Source organism: Clostridium beijerinckii HUN142, from assembly GCF_000621745.1.
Lineage (GTDB): Bacteria > Bacillota > Clostridia > Clostridiales > Clostridiaceae > Clostridium > Clostridium beijerinckii_A.
The window spans coordinates 491,968-511,460 of record NZ_KK211336.1 but is presented as its reverse complement, the minus strand read 5'-3'; the positions used below and the strand labels follow the sequence as shown (position 1 = coordinate 511,460).

General features: G+C 29.9%; 15 protein-coding genes. 4 read left to right on the top strand and 11 right to left on the bottom strand.

Going from position 1 to position 19,493, the window contains the following annotated elements; all coding sequences use genetic code 11:
- Nucleotides 1–4 precede the first annotated feature (4 nt).
- From T483_RS0123575 to T483_RS0123560, 3 genes are all read right to left on the bottom strand, one after another.
- The gene (locus T483_RS0123575) at nucleotides 5–658 is read right to left on the bottom strand and encodes an HlyD family secretion protein (RefSeq protein WP_026889032.1); all 654 of its coding nucleotides are present in this window, start codon (nucleotides 656–658) and stop codon (nucleotides 5–7) included.
- Nucleotides 659–673: 15 nt separating this feature from the next.
- Nucleotides 674–1,660: an HlyD family secretion protein gene (locus tag T483_RS0123570; RefSeq protein WP_026889031.1), complete on the bottom strand. Its 987-nt coding sequence runs from the start codon at nucleotides 1,658–1,660 to the stop codon at nucleotides 674–676.
- Nucleotides 1,661–2,110: 450 nt separating this feature from the next.
- The gene (locus T483_RS0123560) at nucleotides 2,111–2,704 is read right to left on the bottom strand and encodes a TetR/AcrR family transcriptional regulator (protein WP_026889030.1); all 594 of its coding nucleotides are present in this window, start codon (nucleotides 2,702–2,704) and stop codon (nucleotides 2,111–2,113) included.
- Between the two features lie 620 nt (nucleotides 2,705–3,324).
- Here T483_RS0123560 and T483_RS0123555 point away from each other — a divergent pair.
- Nucleotides 3,325–3,567, top strand: a complete 243-nt coding sequence (locus tag T483_RS0123555) for a hypothetical protein (RefSeq protein ID WP_026889029.1) — start codon at nucleotides 3,325–3,327, stop codon at nucleotides 3,565–3,567.
- 84 nt (nucleotides 3,568–3,651) lie between these two features.
- Here T483_RS0123555 and T483_RS0123550 read toward each other — a convergent pair whose 3' ends face one another.
- Both T483_RS0123550 and T483_RS0123545 read right to left on the bottom strand, forming a co-directional pair.
- On the bottom strand, nucleotides 3,652–5,226 hold the full coding sequence (locus tag T483_RS0123550) for a DEAD/DEAH box helicase (RefSeq protein ID WP_026889028.1): 1,575 nt from the start codon (nucleotides 5,224–5,226) through the stop codon (nucleotides 3,652–3,654).
- Nucleotides 5,227–5,352: 126 nt separating this feature from the next.
- Nucleotides 5,353–5,544, bottom strand: coding sequence for a cold-shock protein (locus T483_RS0123545; protein WP_012059122.1), 192 nt, complete (start codon nucleotides 5,542–5,544; stop codon nucleotides 5,353–5,355).
- Nucleotides 5,545–6,393: 849 nt separating this feature from the next.
- Here T483_RS0123545 and T483_RS0123540 point away from each other — a divergent pair.
- Nucleotides 6,394–7,110: a hypothetical protein gene (locus T483_RS0123540; protein ID WP_026889027.1), complete on the top strand. Its 717-nt coding sequence runs from the start codon at nucleotides 6,394–6,396 to the stop codon at nucleotides 7,108–7,110.
- Between the two features lie 254 nt (nucleotides 7,111–7,364).
- Here the strand turns inward: T483_RS0123540 and T483_RS0123535 are convergent, their stop codons facing one another.
- From T483_RS0123535 to T483_RS0123520, 4 genes are all read right to left on the bottom strand, one after another.
- The gene (locus T483_RS0123535; RefSeq protein WP_026889026.1) at nucleotides 7,365–8,063 is read right to left on the bottom strand and encodes a FadR/GntR family transcriptional regulator; all 699 of its coding nucleotides are present in this window, start codon (nucleotides 8,061–8,063) and stop codon (nucleotides 7,365–7,367) included.
- 446 nt (nucleotides 8,064–8,509) lie between these two features.
- The gene (locus T483_RS0123530) at nucleotides 8,510–11,581 is read right to left on the bottom strand and encodes an efflux RND transporter permease subunit (RefSeq protein WP_026889025.1); all 3,072 of its coding nucleotides are present in this window, start codon (nucleotides 11,579–11,581) and stop codon (nucleotides 8,510–8,512) included.
- A gap of 13 nt (nucleotides 11,582–11,594) precedes the next feature.
- Nucleotides 11,595–12,803, bottom strand: coding sequence for an efflux RND transporter periplasmic adaptor subunit (locus T483_RS0123525; protein ID WP_035790515.1), 1,209 nt, complete (start codon nucleotides 12,801–12,803; stop codon nucleotides 11,595–11,597).
- Nucleotides 12,804–12,860: 57 nt separating this feature from the next.
- The gene (locus T483_RS0123520) at nucleotides 12,861–14,189 is read right to left on the bottom strand and encodes a TolC family protein (RefSeq protein ID WP_026889023.1); all 1,329 of its coding nucleotides are present in this window, start codon (nucleotides 14,187–14,189) and stop codon (nucleotides 12,861–12,863) included.
- 206 nt (nucleotides 14,190–14,395) lie between these two features.
- On the opposite strand from T483_RS0123520, the gene T483_RS0123515 reads away from it, so the two are divergent.
- Nucleotides 14,396–14,989: a TetR/AcrR family transcriptional regulator gene (locus T483_RS0123515; protein WP_026889022.1), complete on the top strand. Its 594-nt coding sequence runs from the start codon at nucleotides 14,396–14,398 to the stop codon at nucleotides 14,987–14,989.
- A gap of 289 nt (nucleotides 14,990–15,278) precedes the next feature.
- On the opposite strand, the gene T483_RS0123510 is transcribed toward T483_RS0123515, so the two are convergent.
- Entirely contained in the window at nucleotides 15,279–16,154 is an 876-nt protein-coding gene (locus T483_RS0123510; protein WP_026889021.1) for an SDR family NAD(P)-dependent oxidoreductase, read from the bottom strand.
- Between the two features lie 199 nt (nucleotides 16,155–16,353).
- Here T483_RS0123510 and T483_RS0123505 point away from each other — a divergent pair, with 199 nt between their 5' ends.
- Entirely contained in the window at nucleotides 16,354–16,806 is a 453-nt protein-coding gene (locus tag T483_RS0123505) for a MarR family winged helix-turn-helix transcriptional regulator (protein ID WP_026889020.1), read from the top strand.
- Between the two features lie 180 nt (nucleotides 16,807–16,986).
- Here the strand turns inward: T483_RS0123505 and helD are convergent, their stop codons facing one another.
- Nucleotides 16,987–19,254, bottom strand: a complete 2,268-nt coding sequence (gene helD, locus T483_RS0123500; protein ID WP_026889019.1) for an RNA polymerase recycling motor HelD — start codon at nucleotides 19,252–19,254, stop codon at nucleotides 16,987–16,989.
- Nucleotides 19,255–19,493: the final 239 nt, after the last annotated feature.

Here is a 19,493-nt window from a genome sequence, read left to right as displayed (position 1 = left end):
CCACCTACTTTATATGTATTTTTATATCTGCATTTGTACCAGGTAGAAGATTTCCATGATTTTCCTCAAGTTCAATTTTCACAGGTACCTTTTGAACAACCTTAGTGAAAGTTCCACCTGAAGAGGATGGGAGAAGTGAAAATGCTGAATTTGAAGCGTTTCCTATATATTCAACTTTACCTTGAAATACTTTCCCCTCAAATTGATCAATTTTTATATCTACACTTTGTCCTTCATGTAATTTTTCAACTTTGATTTCTTCTATATTCGCAGTTATATAAAGCTTTTCTGGGTCAATCATTACTGCAAGGGTAGATCCAGCCGAAACATATTGTCCTTCCTCAGCCTCCTTTTTAATAACTATTCCATTAATTGGAGTTCTAATTAAAGAAGATTCAACATTTTCATCCTTCAAACCGCTTACTTCAATATGCCCTATGATTTGATTTTTTACAGCTGTTTCTCCTTCTTTTGCATTAAATTCAAGAAGTTTACCTGATACTTGCGGAGCGATACTGATAAAATCGCCATCAACCTTTGCATCTTCTGTTGAAACAAAGTGTTCATTATTATACCAATAATAAAAACCTACTCCACCAAGGGTAATTAACATTGCACATAATATGCATAAGATTATTATTTTACGTTTCCCTTTCATTCTTATCATCCTTTCCTAACTTCTCACACCAACTTCGGCAAACATGCCAGGTTTCAATTGTGAATTTGAATCTACTAACGTTATTTTTACTAAAACATTATTACTCTGAGGATTTAATTCAGAATTTATTACTGATATGGTCCCTTCAAATTCTGATTCCTCTATTTCTGATACTTTAATAGTTACAGCTTGTCCCTCTTTTAAATCTTTTGCAATGCTTAGAGGTACATATGCATTCACGCACAAAGCATCAGGATTAGATATTGAAACAAGAGTACTGCCGGGTGATGTCATTTCACCTTTATTTATATTTTTAACAGTAACTTTCCCTGAAATAGGTGCTGTAATTGTTCCATTATTTAATGCTACCTGCGCTGTTTTTAATGCTTCTTCAGCTTGCTGTACTTGAGCCTTGTAAACATTTATGCTTGTTTCTGTAGCACCATTTTTAAGCATTTCTAATTGTTCCTCTGCTGATTTTTGTCCTGATTCTGCTGAGGTAAGTTGTTGCTGTGCAGTTTCAAGCTGCACCTCTGTAGCTGCACCAGCGTCAGCTAAAGCTTTTGTACGGTCATAATTCTTTTTAGCTACATCATAGGTTGCTTTAGCACTATCCAAAGTTGCTTGTGCTTGAGATATTTGTTCAGGGCGTGAACTATTCATAGCATTAGTTAAATTTGCATTTGCAGTATTTACTGCTGCCTGTGCTTGATTCATCTGTGCTTGCAAATCCTGGGTGTCTAATTTAATGACAGCATCACCTTGATTTACGGTTGATCCTACATTAACTAATACATCTGAAACTCTAGCAGAAATTTTTGAAGATACATTAACTTGATTATCAGTCTCAATCCTTCCAGCCATAAGATATATGGAATTTTGCTTATTAACCGCTTCTGCTTGAACAACATTTTCATTCTTATTGTTTTTTACAGCGCATCCCGTAAAAAGAGATGTTCCTATAAGCACCGGTAATACAATTAACAAAATATATTTTTTCATAATCATTTACTCCTTTACTAAATTAATTATAGATAAGAACTATCATTCTCATTAAATTTTAGAATTTTCATCACCCAATTTATGTAATTAGTTAATATTCCATTTAAAGTTACTATAACACTTTTAACTTTTTCATCATCAATCTAACGTCTGACAGACGTATCCTTTATGAGGTATTTTCATTTTATTCATAATAATGTAAATCACAAAAAATAAAAGTCGCTAGCCGTATGTATATGCTCTTGTTTTACTTGCAACGTTCATCGCAAAAATCGACAGATTTTTTCTTCCATTATTCAAAACCCAAGTTAACCACATTACCCACTTCTCCATAAAATTTTGACAAGTTTTCTGATTTAATTGTATTCATTCTCTGAATCTATTTCTTTGCTTTACAAGAAGTAACAAGGGAATCTTAGTTATAAGTCCCTGTTATTCTTACTGATTGAACTATTTATGTACTTTATATATGGGAAGCAAAATATTATTAATAATATCCTCGCTACTCGTCTCATTGGGCCTTCCATACAATACAATTTCATTGATAATTAGTAAAGTAGGTAAATTTAGAGCCTTTTCAGAAATAGTATCTATTGAAAGTGAAATTTCATTGCGCTGATTAGCCCGCGTTATAATAGTTTCCATTAATTTACGAATACCATTTTCGTGATTAACAATACTAAATAGATCGTAAGATGTAGTATCGGAAAACTTATCTGAAATCACCTCTCGTAGATCCTCAGGTCTGATAATTTCAAAAATTGGATCTAAAACCTTAAATAGAGCAATTAAATCTTCTCTTAATGAACCATGATCACTGATTTCTAATTCTATTGGTGGTGCTTTTCGCTCTACAGCAGCAAGAATAAGGTGACATTTTTGTGGCCATCGGCGATAAATAGCATTTTTGTTGGTTTTTGCAGCACGAGCTACGTCATCCATTGTCAATTTGCTATATCCAATTTGATTAAGTAATAGCCAAGCCTCATCTAAAATTGCATTTTCAAGTATAACGCCACGGCGTCGACTAACATTATTGTTCATGATACAACCTCCTATTTTTGATCAATATAATTCCACAATAATATAGTACCATACGCACCAATGAATATAATAATGAAAATCGTCAATATGCTGCTTAATTAATTGTCAAACTAATATCATAAACACTATTTGGAGAGCTATAACTCTTTGTTAACTTCTTCGTTTGTATTATTATCAAAATACAAACACCTCCAATGTTATACTTTCTATAAGGTACTTCAGTACCTTATAGAAAGTATAACATTGGAAATTATAAAATGCAATACTAAATATTTACATTCAATGAATCTAAAGTATCTCTGACACCTGAGCATCCATAATAAATGTAATTCCTTGCTTGTTCTATAGAACTCTTTTTCTAGTATGCATACTCTATAGAATATATATTCTAATATCAAACTGAATAAATATTGTTTGGAGCATTTCCATAAATATTCTAGTATTCTAAAGAATATTTATGGTTCTTCAGATCAGAATATACCCTTTTAATCATGCATCCCAATTATGAATATTGAGTCTTAATCTTTTTTATTCCTTCCTTAATTTGTTGTATTTTTTCAGAATATCAAATTTGATTTTACATAAAATATAATAGATTTACGCGTGATGGAGGTAATCTTATGAATAATCAAAGTAGTAAAGCAACCCATGGTAATTATGAAAAACATCAAAGATGTGAACTATGTAATGTACCAATATTCCGCAACCCATGTAGTGATACAAGAAGCAGTGATATTTTCCGCGGTAAAGGAAGTGTGCTTTGCAATAAGTGTGCATCTTTACTAAAAAATATGCCTGCGGAACAGGCGATTCAAGCGCTTAACAATGCATCTCAAACCTATAAAAAGCAAAATAATAATTAATCTGACATCTATATTAAGGACAAAAAAAATACCTATAGACTAAACACTTTCTTCATGTGTCCGGTTCATAGGTATCATTTCAAATTATCTTTTTGATTTTGTTGAAATTTCAACGTTTAGCTTTCTTCCAGCGAACTTCTTTCCAACGCAATGCTTCATTATGGATTCCGCTGCTGCTTCTGTTACATTTACAAATGAAAACTTTTCAAGAATATCAATATCGCCAACATCTTCTCTTTTTACATTTGCAGTCTCATTAAAGAATTCCACCAACTGCTTTGGATTAATCTTATCCAAGCGTCCTACAGTTAAAAATAACCTCTTGTAATCTGTCTTTGAACCTATTTCATTTTCAGCATAGTCATAATTCACTTCTTTGCTGTATACCATATCCATTAAGGCCGCTGCTACTTCCACAAGGTTAAACTCCTCATCAAGCTCTGTTGCCATTGGCATAAATTTCTTATAGCTATCCTGCTCCAAAGTTTCCTTTATTTTTGAAAACATATTTTTATACTTTGAAGTAAATATTTCATCTACAGTAGGAATTTCTCTTCTTCTTATCTTGCTTTTTGTTACTTTTTCAATATGCTTAAGAGACATATATTCCCTTGCAGTAACAAGTGTATAAGCAACCCCTTTTCTATTCGCTCTGCCGGTTCTGCCTATTCTGTGAACATAAGATTCTACATCCTGAGGCAAATCGTAATTTATTACGTGAGTTACATTTTCAACATCTATGCCTCTTGCAGCAACATCAGTTGCTACTAAGAACTCTAAGTTTCCTTCCTTAAATTTTCTTAATGTATTTATTCTCTGATTTTGATTCATATCTCCATGCATTCCTTCGGCAGTATACCCTCTACCTTGAAGACCTTCAACCAGTTCATCAACACTCCTCTTCGTCTTGCAAAAGATTATTGCAGAAGTGGGTTCGTCAACATCCAGTATTCTGCATAGCGTTTCAAACCTATCCTTGTTTTTAATTTCATAATAGTATTGATCCACTGTAGCTACAGTCATTGCATTTTTTAAAATGGCTATGTGTTTCGTTTCAGACTTCATATACCTTTTAGCAAGTCTTTTGATTTCTTCAGGCATAGTAGCTGAAAACAACATTGTCTGCCTGTCTTGATTTGAATTTTTTATTATTTCTTCTATATCATCAATAAATCCCATGTTTAGCATTTCGTCGGCTTCATCCAATACAAGGAATTTGATAGAACCTAAATTCAAGACTTTTCTTCTTATTAAATCCAACACTCTTCCAGGAGTTCCTACGACTATATCTATTCCCCTCCGTAAAGCTGAAATCTGCCTATCAATAGGTTGGCCGCCGTATACGGGAAGTAACTTAATCTTAGTAAACTTAGCTATACGATTTAGTTCATCATTTACCTGTATAGCAAGCTCTCTTGTAGGAGTTAGTATGATACTGCTTATCTTCCCCTCTGAGCTGCTAATTCTGCTCAAAACTGGTGCTCCAAATGCCAGTGTCTTTCCAGTTCCAGTTTGTGCCTGCCCAATAACATCATGCCCTTCTAAAAGAACTGGTATTACCTCAGCCTGAATCTTAGATGGTTCTTCAAATCCCATTGCATCAATAGCTTTAAGAATACTCTCATCAAGACCCAATTCGCTAAATACTTTATTTTCCATATTAAACCTTCTTTCTGTTTTTTTATAGTATTTGTAAATTTAATAAATTTATTTCAATGAAAAACCACCTTAAACAAGGTGGCAAAAATTAGCTAATATATTGTTAAGCAACATACAAAGGTTATTTTATACTCTTTGAATATTAGTTGCTTGAGGGCCTTTTGTACCTTTCTCAACATCAAACTGAACTTTATCTCCTTCTTGTATACTAAATCCTGAAAGAGAAGATGAATGTACAAAAACATCCTTTTCCCCCTCTACCTCTATAAACCCAAATCCTTTTTCCGAATTAAAAAACTTTACTGTACCTGTTTTCATAAATATCCTCCTTAATAAAATATTGTATTTTGATTTGTTAAGCATATTACCACTTCTAAAAATAGGTGATAATCTATAATTTATCTAGACCTATTTTTCTCATTATTAAGTATTCCCATAATTTCATAAACAATACTTTTTAAAGAGCAAAATAAATTATGCCTTCTTATTAATGTTTTATTTTCATTGATTTGTTTTTTTAATTATCTCCAAATCTTATATCTTGATTATATTATACACTTAATTCGTTTGTAATTTCTAGTTATTTTTTTAATTAATGCGTATATTGTAATATTTTTACTAAAAATACAGTAAATCATCTATTAGATTTCTTTGAAAAATATTCATTTTTTTTGCATTAGCAAATAGATACAGCTTTGCTCTCATTCAATTAGTCTTTTATCTATTTTATTTTTTACAAAAAATAAAAGGTAGATTAGGCATATCTCCCTAATCTACCTTTATGAGTTTCTTCTGATAATATTATGGATATAATTATATTAACACATTATTATAAAATAATCTATATTAATTAATATTTTTTATAATATATATTGCAATAATAAATTTAAATTTTAAACTTTAGTAAGCTATATGTTCATTTAGAAACTTAATTGCAATATATAATAAAAAGTAACAAACAAAATTTTCTCACTTATTGCTTCATTAAATCCATTCATATCACAACGGTGTTTATTCGATCTTATTGCCTCTACTACATATTTAGGTACACAATATGCCCAATAAATTCTTTCAATTCTATTTTATTTGTGAAAATTATGTAAAATAAGATAATTATAAGTAATATTGTGATATAATTGATTCTGGCAATATTATGGAGGTATCTTTATGACAGAAATTAGTACTAGTGTTCCAACTAAAAAACTATGGAATCCTAAATCATTTATTATTATTTCGGCCATCTTTTCATTTCTTCCTACTGGTATTATATGTTCTTTAAATTATGGACGTTTAGGAGATCATAAAAAGAAATGGATAACCCTTATTTCAACTATTTTAAGCTTTATTGTCTTCATTTATTTGTTGAGTCTATTATCAGTTAAAAGTTCAAGTTTAGCTTTACCCGTTAATGCTGGCATTGGAATCCTTCTTAGAAATATTCAAAAGGAACTATACAATGAACATATTAAAAATGGCGGCGAAAAGGCTTCCTATTTTCTACCAGTACTTATATGCTTTTTATTATTAGCTTTAGTTATTTTATCACGTATATATACTGCTGCTATGCCTGAAAACTCAATCGCTTATGGACAAAATCATGTTTACTATACCAATGCCATAACTGAATCACAAGCAAAAAAATTAGGAGCTTATTTTAAAAAAGACATTTTTACTGATAATTCAAAGATTAACATTAAGATTGATAAAGAGAAAGATATATATGTTTTTTCTTTAATTGTTCAAGATGATGCTGTAAATAATCAAGAATTCATAAATTCTATGAAGGAATGTTCAAAAGACCTCTCTAAAGATGTCTTTAACAATAATCCTGTTAGAGTTGATCTTTGCAACAATAGATTTAAGATTCTCAAATCTATCAACTAAATTATTAGATTTTAATTCTAATATAGCAAATGGGTGTCTCAAGATGATTTTTAATCATCTTGAGACACCCATTTTTAGTTACTACAATTAATTTTACATAATAAGCAGTTTTTCTTTTTCATATAAGATATATACATTATAAAAGCAGCTATGCTGCAACTAAGATCGTTTCACATTATAAAACGCAGCTATGAGTAATCAAAAAATTTCAAAACTATTGATTTCATATTATATTTTTAATTTACAAAGTAACACTAATTCTCATATCCATAAGAGTTCCTAATTAAATCGAAATGTTCTTTCATAGCATTGTAAGCTAGTGATTCATCCCTTTTCTTTAAATTTCTTACTAAATTCTCATGTATCCATAATAAGCTTTCTTTTGTATTTCCCTCATGAAAAATTTTCATTCTAGCTCTTCTAATGAATTCGTCTACAAGTTGAGATATAACATTAAGTACATTAATTAATAATACATTTCTTGATGCTTTTGCAATTAATTGATGAAACTTAATATCTAATTCAACACTTTCTTCTTCACTACTAGCAATATACATCTTATCTAATAGTGCTGTTAAAAGTTCAAGCTCACTTTCCTCTATATTTTTGGCTGCTAATTTAGAACATTCCAGCTCTAGTGTTTCCCTTAAATCATACATTTCTTTTGGCGAACTCTCCTGCAACATAAACATGATTGAAAGTGGTTCAAGCAGAGAGTTATTAAAATTTGTTCGTATATAATTTCCAGCTCCATGTCTGCTTTCTATTAATCCTATTACTTCTAAAGCTCTTAATGCTTCCCTTATAGATGCACGCGATACCTTAAGAGATTCTGCCATCTCTCTTTCACTTGGTAATTTATCTCCTTTTTTTATTTCACCACATTTTATTTTATCTTTAATCTTCTCTATAACCTGATCATATACTTTTGGGCTTTTATTAGGTACAAGCATATGTTATGTATCCCCCTTTTTTATTCATATTTTTTAATTCATTATACATCAATTTTCTAGATGGTATATCGTGTTTTTTAAGCTTTATCTATAATATCTTCCAATATATTTATAAAGCGTCCTAGCTCCAATATATTCTAACATTCTTTGGAATATATATTTTTCAGAATGTTTATGTATATAGTCTTCTATGGTAATATTCTTCACAATATTTATTCTTTATCATATAGAATATATGATACTTAAACACATATCCTAAGTAAGATAAGTGAGAATTCAAAAGCGAATGCCCATATAGAAGTTTATATTTGAAAACATAAACTTCTATATGGGCATCTTGTATTTTGTTATCCGAACTTAATTAACTAAGCTCTACTAGTGAACTTCACTTTAAATTGAAGAGAAAAACTAATTATGGTGAGAATAAAATAATCTGAATTTCATAACTAAATAGTTTCTGTTTCAATGCTAACCTTATTTTTCTTTGCTTGTCTCTCTTCACACTTAGTATTAACTAAAGAATACATTACTGGAACAACTATAAATGTAAGGAAAGTTGCTGTTGCGAGTCCAAATATTATAGTTACTGACATAGGTCCAAATAACGCACTCTTAGAAAATGCTAGTGGGATAAGCCCCGTAATTGTTGCTGTTGAGCTTAGTATTATTGGTCTAAATCTTAGACTTACGGCATGTATACAAGCTTCATCTATAGAAAGACCTTCATGTCTGCCTTCAATTATATATTCTACAAGCAGAATTGCATTTCTTATAACTACTCCAATCAAACTTATTATTCCCATAACAGCAGTTAATGATAGTGGCATGTCGCACATCAAAAGCCCTACTATTACTCCTATTAGTGATAGTGGCAGTGAATAGATTATTACAAAAGGCTGTACAAATGACTTAAATTGAACAAATAGAATTAAATAAATTATTATTATTATAACTACTCCAGCAATAGCAAGGCTTGTGAAATTAGTTTCTATTTGTTTTTGCTCTCCATCATAAATAACATTTACACCGTTTAAGTCCATTTTATTTATTTCTTCCTTCACTTTATTTTCTATATCACCTGAGTTATAACCTGATTTTAAATCACTATATACTGTTACGGTCTTATCCTTCTTATAATGCTTTATTTGGTCTAACTCTGACTTAAGATTTATGGTTGCTACCTGTGATAACAAGATTTTATCGCTTGTAACACTTGATTTTACTTGTAAATTTTTCAAGTCTTCTACTGAAGCAATATTACTTTTGACTAATATATCATATTCACTTCCACTCTTCCTATATACAGAACTGCTATATCCTTTTAATGCAATGTTCATTTGTTTCAAAATATCAGACTTTAACAAACCGTATTGAGATGCTTTAGTACTATCTATATTCACTTCATATTCATATGTCTTTTTAGCTGCATCATCTCTTACATTTGTAGTTCCTGGTATATTTTTTAATCTTTCTTGTATTTGTTCTGAAGCAGTATATATTTTATCTAAATCATCTCCTGTAAGCCGGATTCGAACAAGTGCTCCTATTGGATCTGCTTGTTCCAATAGCTTTACTGTAGCAGTTCCACCAGAGATTTTATTATCTAATTCATTTTGTATATGTTCAACAAGTTTTTCCCTTGTATCAAACTTTTTGGTTTTATCTAGATCTACTTTCACCACAATTTGAGCTGTATCTTTTGATGGTGTTACAGTAGGCAATGTAATATAAAAGCTAGGCAGACCACCACCTATAGCTGAAGTATAACTCGTAACTTCTTCTTGCGATTTTAAAACAGCTTCTACTTCCTTTACTAAATTACTTGAACTATCCAAATCTTCAACCCTTTCATTAGACACATTTATATAAATAATGTTTTTGTCTACATAAGGGAAAAATTGTGCGCCTAATAAATTCATTAACCCCATTGATACTCCAAATATAAGTAAAGATGCTGCAACAATCTTTATTTTATGCTTAAGTCCATAATTCAAAATCTTATGGAATAGCTTTTGGATTTTATTTTCCTTTTCAGACTTTTTACTCTTCTTAAAAAACAAAGATGACATAGCAGGAGTTATAAATAATGCTGATATATATGAACAAGTTATACAAATCATTACTACTTGAGGCAGCGTTCTTATAAATTCTCCTACTGCTCCAGGTATACTTAAAAGTGGAGCAAAAGCACCAACAATAATTAATGTGGATGTAAATACAGGCACAAATAGTTTTTTAATTCCTTTAAATGCTGCTTCATCTCCTGGCAATCCAGCATCAATTCCTACTTGAACAACGTCTCCTATTACAATTGCATCATCTACCAGTATTCCCAGTGCTATAATAAGTGCCGTAGTTGATATTTGATGTACTTTTATTCCTAAAACTTCCATAACAATAAATGATAAAGCAATAGATATTGGAATTACTGAGGATACTACTAATGCATTTCTAATTCCCATTCCTATTAGAACAGTTATAACCACAAGAATTACGCCCTCTTCAAGGTTTTTCATAAAGAAAGAAACTGATTCATCTACGTCTTTAGGCTGGAATGTAACCTCCTCTATCTTTAAATCCTGTGGTAATTGTTTTTTTATTTCGTCTATTTTTTTTCTTACATCATCGCCTATTAAAACTATATTTTTATTATCTTGAAAATATCCTGCAAGCAACACGGTACTTTCTCCATTGCTAGTATATTTATAATTAGAATCATCATCATAATCAATATGGACATTTGCTATATCTTTAAGCTTTATAGTTTGTCCTGTTTCTGATAAAACTCCTACAATTGTATTTTCTATATCCTTAAGAGAGGTAAAACTTCCAGGTGTCTGTACTTTTATTTTTCCAGTCGGGAGTTCCAAAGATCCAGAAGGAATCTCTACATTTTGTGCTTGCAGCACACCACATACATCTTCAAGAGAAATAGAATATGTATTTATTTTGCTTAAATCTATATCTACTTTTACTTGTTTATCCTGCTTTCCCTTTATGTCAAATCTAGACATACCACTAACATTACTTAATTGTTTCTTTATATCATCTGCATAATTTCCTAGTTGTTCATAAGAATAACTTTCACCAGATACACCTAAAATCATACCTGCTGTTTCCGTAAGCTTTGTATCTATTGTACTCTCTTCACAACTGTTGGGAAGATCAGATTTTAAATCTTTTATTTTATCTCTTAAATTACGCCATGCTTTATCTTTATCTGCATCACTATTTAAGTAAACAATAACTATAGATGCGCTATTTTGAGAATAAGATTCAGCATAATCATATCCATCTATTTCTTCAACCTTATCTTCAATCTTTTTTGTAACTAAATTTTCTACATCTTTAGGAGATGCCCCCGGATAAATAGTTGTAATCATTGCTGCTGGCGAAGAAACATCTGGACTCTCCTGTTTAGGAATATAATAGTAACAAGCTAAACCACTCAAGATGGCAACAAACACTAAGAATAGTACTATCTTTTTATTTTTTATAGCAGCGTTAATCGATCCCATGATTTCTCCTCCTTTATTCTGCTGAAACCTGATATCCAGCTTTTATATTTTTCAGTCCTTCATTAACAAGATTATCTCCGCTCTTTAGGCCTTCTACGCACACTTGATTTTCATTAGTTTGTCCTAATGTTACATTTTTCTTGACAGCTCGTCCATCTTCTACTACATAAACATAATCCTGTCCATCATTTAAAATACTAACAATAGGAATCCAAATTCCATTCTTTTCACCTTCATTAATATAAACTTTTACAGATTGTCCTATATAAAATTTACTATTATCTATTTGTGTCAGCAGCTTAATTTCTGCACTATATGTTCCTGATTTACTATCAGCCATTTGAACTATGCTCATAACTTCTCCATCTGTCGTAACATCATCTATTTTCACTTGTGCTTTTGTTCCAAGTTGTATTTTCTTCACATCATTATCAGATAATCCTATAGTAACAACTTGATTTTCACTTCTAATTAAAACAACTGGATAACCAGCGGACTGCATTTCTCCTTCTTTGCAAAGAATATCTACCACATAGCCATCTACATCAGCTGTAAGAGAAGCATCTTGAAGTAAGTTTACTTTGGAATCATAGTCAGCCTTTGCAGCATTTAACTGAGCCAACACTGCCAGCTTATCTTCTTCCCTCGTTCCATTCTGAAGCTGCTTTAATGTTTCCTTAGCTCCATTAAGCTCACTTTCACTTCCATCTAATTTAATTTTAATATCATTAACCTGCTGTTGAGTCACTGCATGCATTTCAAATAAACTAACATTTTTATCATATAAATCTTTGCAGTAATTATAATTATCCTGAGCATTCTTTACTGCTATCTGAGCCTTATTTATATCCTCAGCTTGAGCACCGTTGACTGCTTTATTATATTGTGCTGAAACAGCATCCATTTCAGATTTTGCTCCTTCCATTGCAAAGTTTAAATCAGTTTTATCTAAATCGACAAGCTGGTCTCCTTTTTTTACATGTTGGCCTTTTGAAATATATATTTTAGATACTTTTGCAGAACTCTTAAAAGAAAGTTTTCTAACTTCACTTCCTCCTGTAATCCCGTCATATTCTAATGAAACTGGATAGCTTTCATCTTTAAGTTCCACAGTTTTTACTGGATAAGTTTTTGTATCTGCCTTTGTATCAGCTTTCTCACTACATCCGCTTAATACAATTAAATTTAAAATTAATAAGCAAATAACTAATAATTTTCTCATTATATATCCTCCTAGTATAATTTACAGTTCTCAATTAACAATTCATAACATATATTTTCACTGATTGCTTAATATCCATGGCTTTTGTATACTATCTCTTAGATTATCATGAACATAAATTAATTTTCTTAAGGAAGTACCTACCTCTTCACTTTCTATACATTGCTTATCATAATCATTTTGTAGCATTAACCCCATTTCTACTTGAGCCTTAGCAAATTTAAGTTTTATGTTTGTCGAATTAACCTGTTCCTTTAAAGTATCTATTTTGTTTTCTAAATCAAGCAGAGTTGAATAACTTTCCTTTAATGCATTTTTAAGATTCTTTTTTGTATCATTTAGTTTAACTTGTGCTTCATCTAAACTATATTTACCATTCATGTATTCTCCATAAGCATTAATCTCAGTATAATATTCTTGCTGCTTCTGCTGATAATCTATTAACTTTAATGCATATGCCCCTGAATCAAATGAATAAGTGCCATCAGCATTTGCTTCTACACAAGAAGATTTATTGGGCATTTTTTCTACGTCCTTATCCATAATCTCTTTTATTCCATCATCTTTTAGCTCTTTCATATAATCTTTGGTAAGCTTCAATATTTCACCATCATATTTTACATACTTATCAATTTTGTCATATATATACTCATCAACTGGACCATCAATTTTAAATTTTGTATAATCCACATTGTAATCAAGTGAATATGTATTTTTCAAATCTAAATCTGTTAGTACTTTAAAATAATCTTTGTTGTTATTTAATGAATTCTCTTTTGCTATTATTTCATCTTGTAAAGATTTTATTTCAATTTGTGTATCAGTAACCTGATCAGAAGTTGCCATTCCAAGTTCAAGCTTTCCTTTCATGTAATCTAAATCTTTTTTCTTCAGTTCTAGATTCCTTTTTAATTTGTTTATTTCAATTTCTTTTAAAATCACATCATTATATTTATTTGTAATATCGGAAGCTATTTGATCTTCCATGAAAGCTTTAGATTGCTCTGTCTGCTTTTCTTGAAGTTCAAGCTTGTCATAAGGATAATCATATATTTTCTTACCAATAACTTCATAATAATCATTAGTTTTTTCCTGAAGATCCATTTTATCTTTGTACATTTTTATTTCATTTGATTTCAATGCTAATTTTTCACTGTTACCTATAGCTCCTTCAATTGCTTTATCTAATGTAATAACTTTTTTTCCTACAGTAGTTTGTATGTTTTGATCTAAACCAGAAATATTTCCATCACCTCCATATGCTAACGTTGATTTTGATACATTTAAATTTCCAATAGTTTCTGATGCTGATACTGGTATAATACTGCTAGTCATAACGCTTATCATACTCCCTATCGTTATCATTCTTTTTATTTTTTGCTTCATTGACATTCACCTCTCTATTTGTTTGCTAATAAAACTTCCTATTTAATCTACATATGTATTTTTAATCTATATTTGTATATAATATTTACAACTGTATATTTATACTTTATACTGTTGCTATAAGCTTATCAAGAAACAATATTTTTGATTTATATATTACATCTACATTTTGGCATATATGTAGATTATTTTATTAGGAGGTGCTTATGAATAATAATGTAATTAATGAAAATCTTGATTTGAGAGTACGAAGAATGCATAAACTATTATTTGATGCTCTAATATCTCTGCTTACTGAAAAAAATTTCAACGATATCCGCATTTCAGACATCTGCGATAAAGCTATGATACATAGAACTACATTTTATAAACATTTTGAAGATAAATTTCAATTACTTGATTTTATGCTCAGACAATTAATACAGGATTTTGAAAAAAAGAGTTTGCAATATACTCCCATGGATACTCCCAAAGAATACTATGCAAATTTATTTAGACTTCTTCTTGAGCACATGTGCGAAAACAAAAAGATGTATTCTATAGGTCTGTTAAATAATGGCTCCGCAATGAAACAGCTTCAGAAAATAGTACTTGAATGCATAAAGTCAAAATTAATAAATGACCAGAATAACGGAATTAAATTTATTATTCCAATAGATGTTATTGCAGATTTCTATTCACCTGCATTAGTTTATTCAGCCGGTGAATGGCTTGAAGAAGGTATGCTTATTCCCATTGATGAAATGGTGGATTATTGTAAAATTATAGCTGATGCACTACAGGTAACACATAAAAACTAATTTAAAACTTTTTATACCTATAAAATAACTATCACAAGTTCTTACTACAACTTTAGTTTTGGTAGTACAAAATTACAAATAATTAACACCTCTATTATTTGTAGCCACAAAAATTAAGCCATGCTTTTTGTTTTATCTCCCACTTTTTAAAAATAGTTTATACAATTGGCTTTATGTTTCATAATATACGTATTCTCAATATGTCAAAGTACATAAAAAATAGGATATTGAAGTTTAAAATTAATAATAATATCAAACTTCAATACCCTATTTTTTATACTTTATTCACTTAATTTATAACATCTTTTGCTTCTAACAATTCTTTAGTATAATTCCAAAGTTTATTTTCCATCTCTGTATCACCTGCAGGTTGAACTGGTATAATTGGTTTGCCAGTTCTAACATTAAAATATCCACCAGTTGCACCTTCATACTGTTCCTCTAAGACTAATCTAATAATAATATCAGCTCCTCTACATGGATCTCCAATATGCAGAAATTTTAGTATACGTTCAAGTACAGATGCAAACCATAATTCACGTCCAAGTCCTGTCACATTAAATCCTGGATTAAGTGCATTAACAGTAACTCCAGTCCCTTCAAGCTTGCGTGAAAGTACTCCTGTAAACATAATGTTTAGCAGCTTTGTTTTTCCATAAAGAGAAGATGACTGTCTAGACGTAAATGCATTTATATCAGTCAAATCATCAGGCAATTTGAGCTCACCGTGATTGCGTGATGCTTCAGAAGCAACATTAACAATCCTAGCATTTCCAGACTTTATTAATGATTCTGTTAATATATTAGTTAATAACCACGGTGCAAAATAGTTTACAGCTATCATTTCTGGAAAACCTTCAGAAGTTATTCTTTGTTCAAAAGCATGAAGCCCAGCATTGTTCACTAAAACATCAATCTTTGGATATGAATCTTTGATTTCATTTCCTATTCTTTTAACATCTTTCATTAGTGATAAGTCTCCAAAGAAAAAATCTATTTCTGCATTCGGCGCTATATTTTTTATAATCCTTTCAGTCGCTTCTGCTTTACTCTTACTCCTAGCCGTCAATACAAGATGTGCACCTCTTTTGGCTAATTCACTTGCAACGATCTGTCCAAGGCCATTAGTAGCGCCAGTTATTATAACTATTGGATTAGTAATCATAATAATCCTCCTTAATATTTATATACTAATTTAATATTTCTTGTAGGATTTCCCTCTAAAGTATTATTGATGTGATACATGCGTTGATATTACTTGACATGTAATAAACAGATAAATATACTTGATATATGTCAATTATATTTATTTGTTTGATATATGTCAAGTATCATATAATTTAGTTACTAAGTCGAGGTGTAATATGGACAATAATAATATTAAAAGAATAGAATTGGAATTAAAATTAGGTAAGGAATTAAATGCACTTATAAGTGCATCGCACGCACTTAATGTTAAAACAGCAGCTCGTTTTGATTCAACCTTACAACCTGCTGCCTTTTTGCTTGTCCGCTGGCTTTTCTCATTTGGACCAACAAGTGCCACAGTTTTGGCTGAATCAACAGCTATGGATCGAAGCTCTGTTAGTCGACTTGTCAATCAACTCAAAAAATTAGGCTATGTACAAAGCGAAATATCACCTAATGATCGTCGTGGAATACTATTATCTCTAACTGAACTTGGACGACAAAAAACAATTGATGCACTAAAGGAGAAAGAATCTCTATTTTATGAACGTATTTCAAAATGGGATGATTCTAAACTAAAACAATTCACTGAAATGCTCAGAGATTTTAATTATCAAGATTTTAAATAAGCCTACCATAAATTATTAATCATAAATTTTTAATTTAAAAATAGGATAATGTAACTTAAAACTAATATAAATATTGATCTTAAGTTATATTATCCTATGCTTTTTACTATATTAATAATCTCAACAATACCTATCTTTTATTAGCAATGTTGAGAATATAATTATGAAAATAAATTCTCTCTAAATTAAATTTGTAGCTTCATCTTTTATTACTATATATTCTAAATGTAATGCCCTAGTTAGTGAAACATATAATAACCTTTCATCTAAAATATTTTCTTTATAGTTGTCTTCACTTGGGTTCAGTATTATTGTACAATCAAACTCTAATCCTTTTGTTAAATATGATGGAATTATTATTAAATCTTCTTTTATTTCTTTTTCTTTTCCTAATATTAATTCAAATTTGTATTTGCTTTTTTCTTTTAGGAGTTTGTATATTTCTTCACCTTGTAACATATTTTTTGTAATTATTGCTATTGTTCTCTTTCCGTAGTTCTGTACTTCATTAATGATTTTCTCTATAGCTGAAATATATTCATCTCCACTCGAAATTTTTACTACTTTAGGCTTTTCACCATGTCTTAAAACTGGTTTAGCATCTTTAAGCCCTAAGTTTTGAGACTGTAATGTTTTCTTTGCAAAATCAATTATTTCAACTGTTGATCTATAGCTTTGCGTTAGCTGAATATATGTTGCATTTCCTTCAAAGACATGTTTGGTTATATCTTCCCATGTCTTTAGACCTTTATAATAATAAATTCCTTGAGCTAGATCTCCTACTAAAGTTAACGCATTACCTTTAGCAAAACTATTAACTAAGTATACTTGGAATGGACTATAATCTTGAGCTTCATCTACTATAATATATTTAAATTTTTCGTCATCATCAATTCCTTCAAGTAAAATTCTTATATATGCAAGAGCTGGCAAATCATCTTCATCGATTATATTCTTCTCAAAATTATTATTAAATTCTTCCTTCATGTAATCTGACAATACCTTAGGAATCTTACTTCCAGTTGCTGTTTCAAATAACTCATCATTATAAAAATTATAATAGATATCTCTTGAATTTATATCCTTCCAATTTTTAAAGTAATTATTAAATTCCTTTTTACCGTTACTCTTTACATTTTCCTTTATTTTGTCTCTCTCTTCATATAGACTTATAAGCGATTTTCTTCTTTCTGGTGAATCTTCATTTTCTCTTCTTATTTCTCTTATTTTCTTTTCCCATTCATTATCTATTTCTATTAATAGACTTTCTATTCTTTCTTTTATTTTTAAATTTAAATATCTTTTTATCTCCTTTTTTCTTTTGTTAATAGGATAAGCTTTTAGATCTTTTATATATAACCTCATTATTTCTTTTTTATGAAATAATATCTCATTTCCAACTTTAATATCTTCAATATGAATTGCATCTTTTTCCATTAATGCTATATATCTATCAAGCATTGTTTTAAATAGCATGGTTCCTTTAACTTTGCTTGAATTTACAATAAGCTTTTTTAGATTTTCATCATTTTCTTCTATTATCCTTAATAATTTTTCATCCTTATTATAAACTTTTCCTTTTAGTTTTAACTTTGATAATACCATTTCCTCAAAGGTACTTTGATTTACTTCCTCCGCTCCAAGGCTAGGTAAAATATCTGAAATGTAACTTAGAAATAGTTTATTAGGAGCTAAAACTAAAATTTCATCTCCACTCATGCTTTCTTTATATCTATAAATGAGATAAGCTAACCTGTGTAACGCTATTGTTGTCTTACCTGAACCTGCTGACCCCTGTACTATTATAGGCAGATTTTTAGGCCATCTTATTATTTCATTTTGTTCTTTCTGTATTGTTGCAACAACTTCTTTTAGTTTTTTCCCACTGCTTTCTTCAAGATTTATCTTTAAAAACTCATCAACTAAATTTTGCCCTTCTTCTTCATTTATAATGATGTTATTTATTCCTTCATCAAATACCTTTTCTATGTCACTATTCTTATATAAAAATTTTCTTTTTAATTCTAGCTTTCCTTCAACTATTCCTTGTGGTGCCTTGTAGTATGCATCTCCACCAGTCCCACTATAATAAAGATCTGAAACTGGCGCTCTCCAGTCAACAACAATTTCTTCTCCATCTTTGCTGTTACTTATACCTTTTTTACCAATATATATACTTTCAGTAAATCCCATATTTTCTCTAAAGTCTACTCTACCAAAATAAGGCTCTATTAACGACTCTTCATATTTTTCAATATCTTGAGACAAATAACTAAATATTCTTTCATTAGCTTGCTTTTCTTCACTAAAGCTCTTTACTTGTTTATTTAAAGTCTTAATTTTTTCCCCAACTTCTTCAAATTTTTGTTTCTTTTCCTTTAATTCTTGTTTTATTATATCTTTCTTCTGCAGTAATACTTCTCTTTCTTCTTTTAAACTTGTATCCATATTTAAACACTATATAATGACAGGTAGAAAAATTCATTATACTTTTCCTTTCATCAAGATAAATTACTATAATTAGGTATTATACCATAATATCTTGAATTAATAATTCAAATTTTCTAATAATTTTACACTTCTAGATTAATGTAGTTTATTTCACTAAATACAATCAGAACCACACGCTTAGCAGTTGTTTTTTTGAACGCCAACGCATAAAATTTAAAACTCAAGTAATTTGTTAT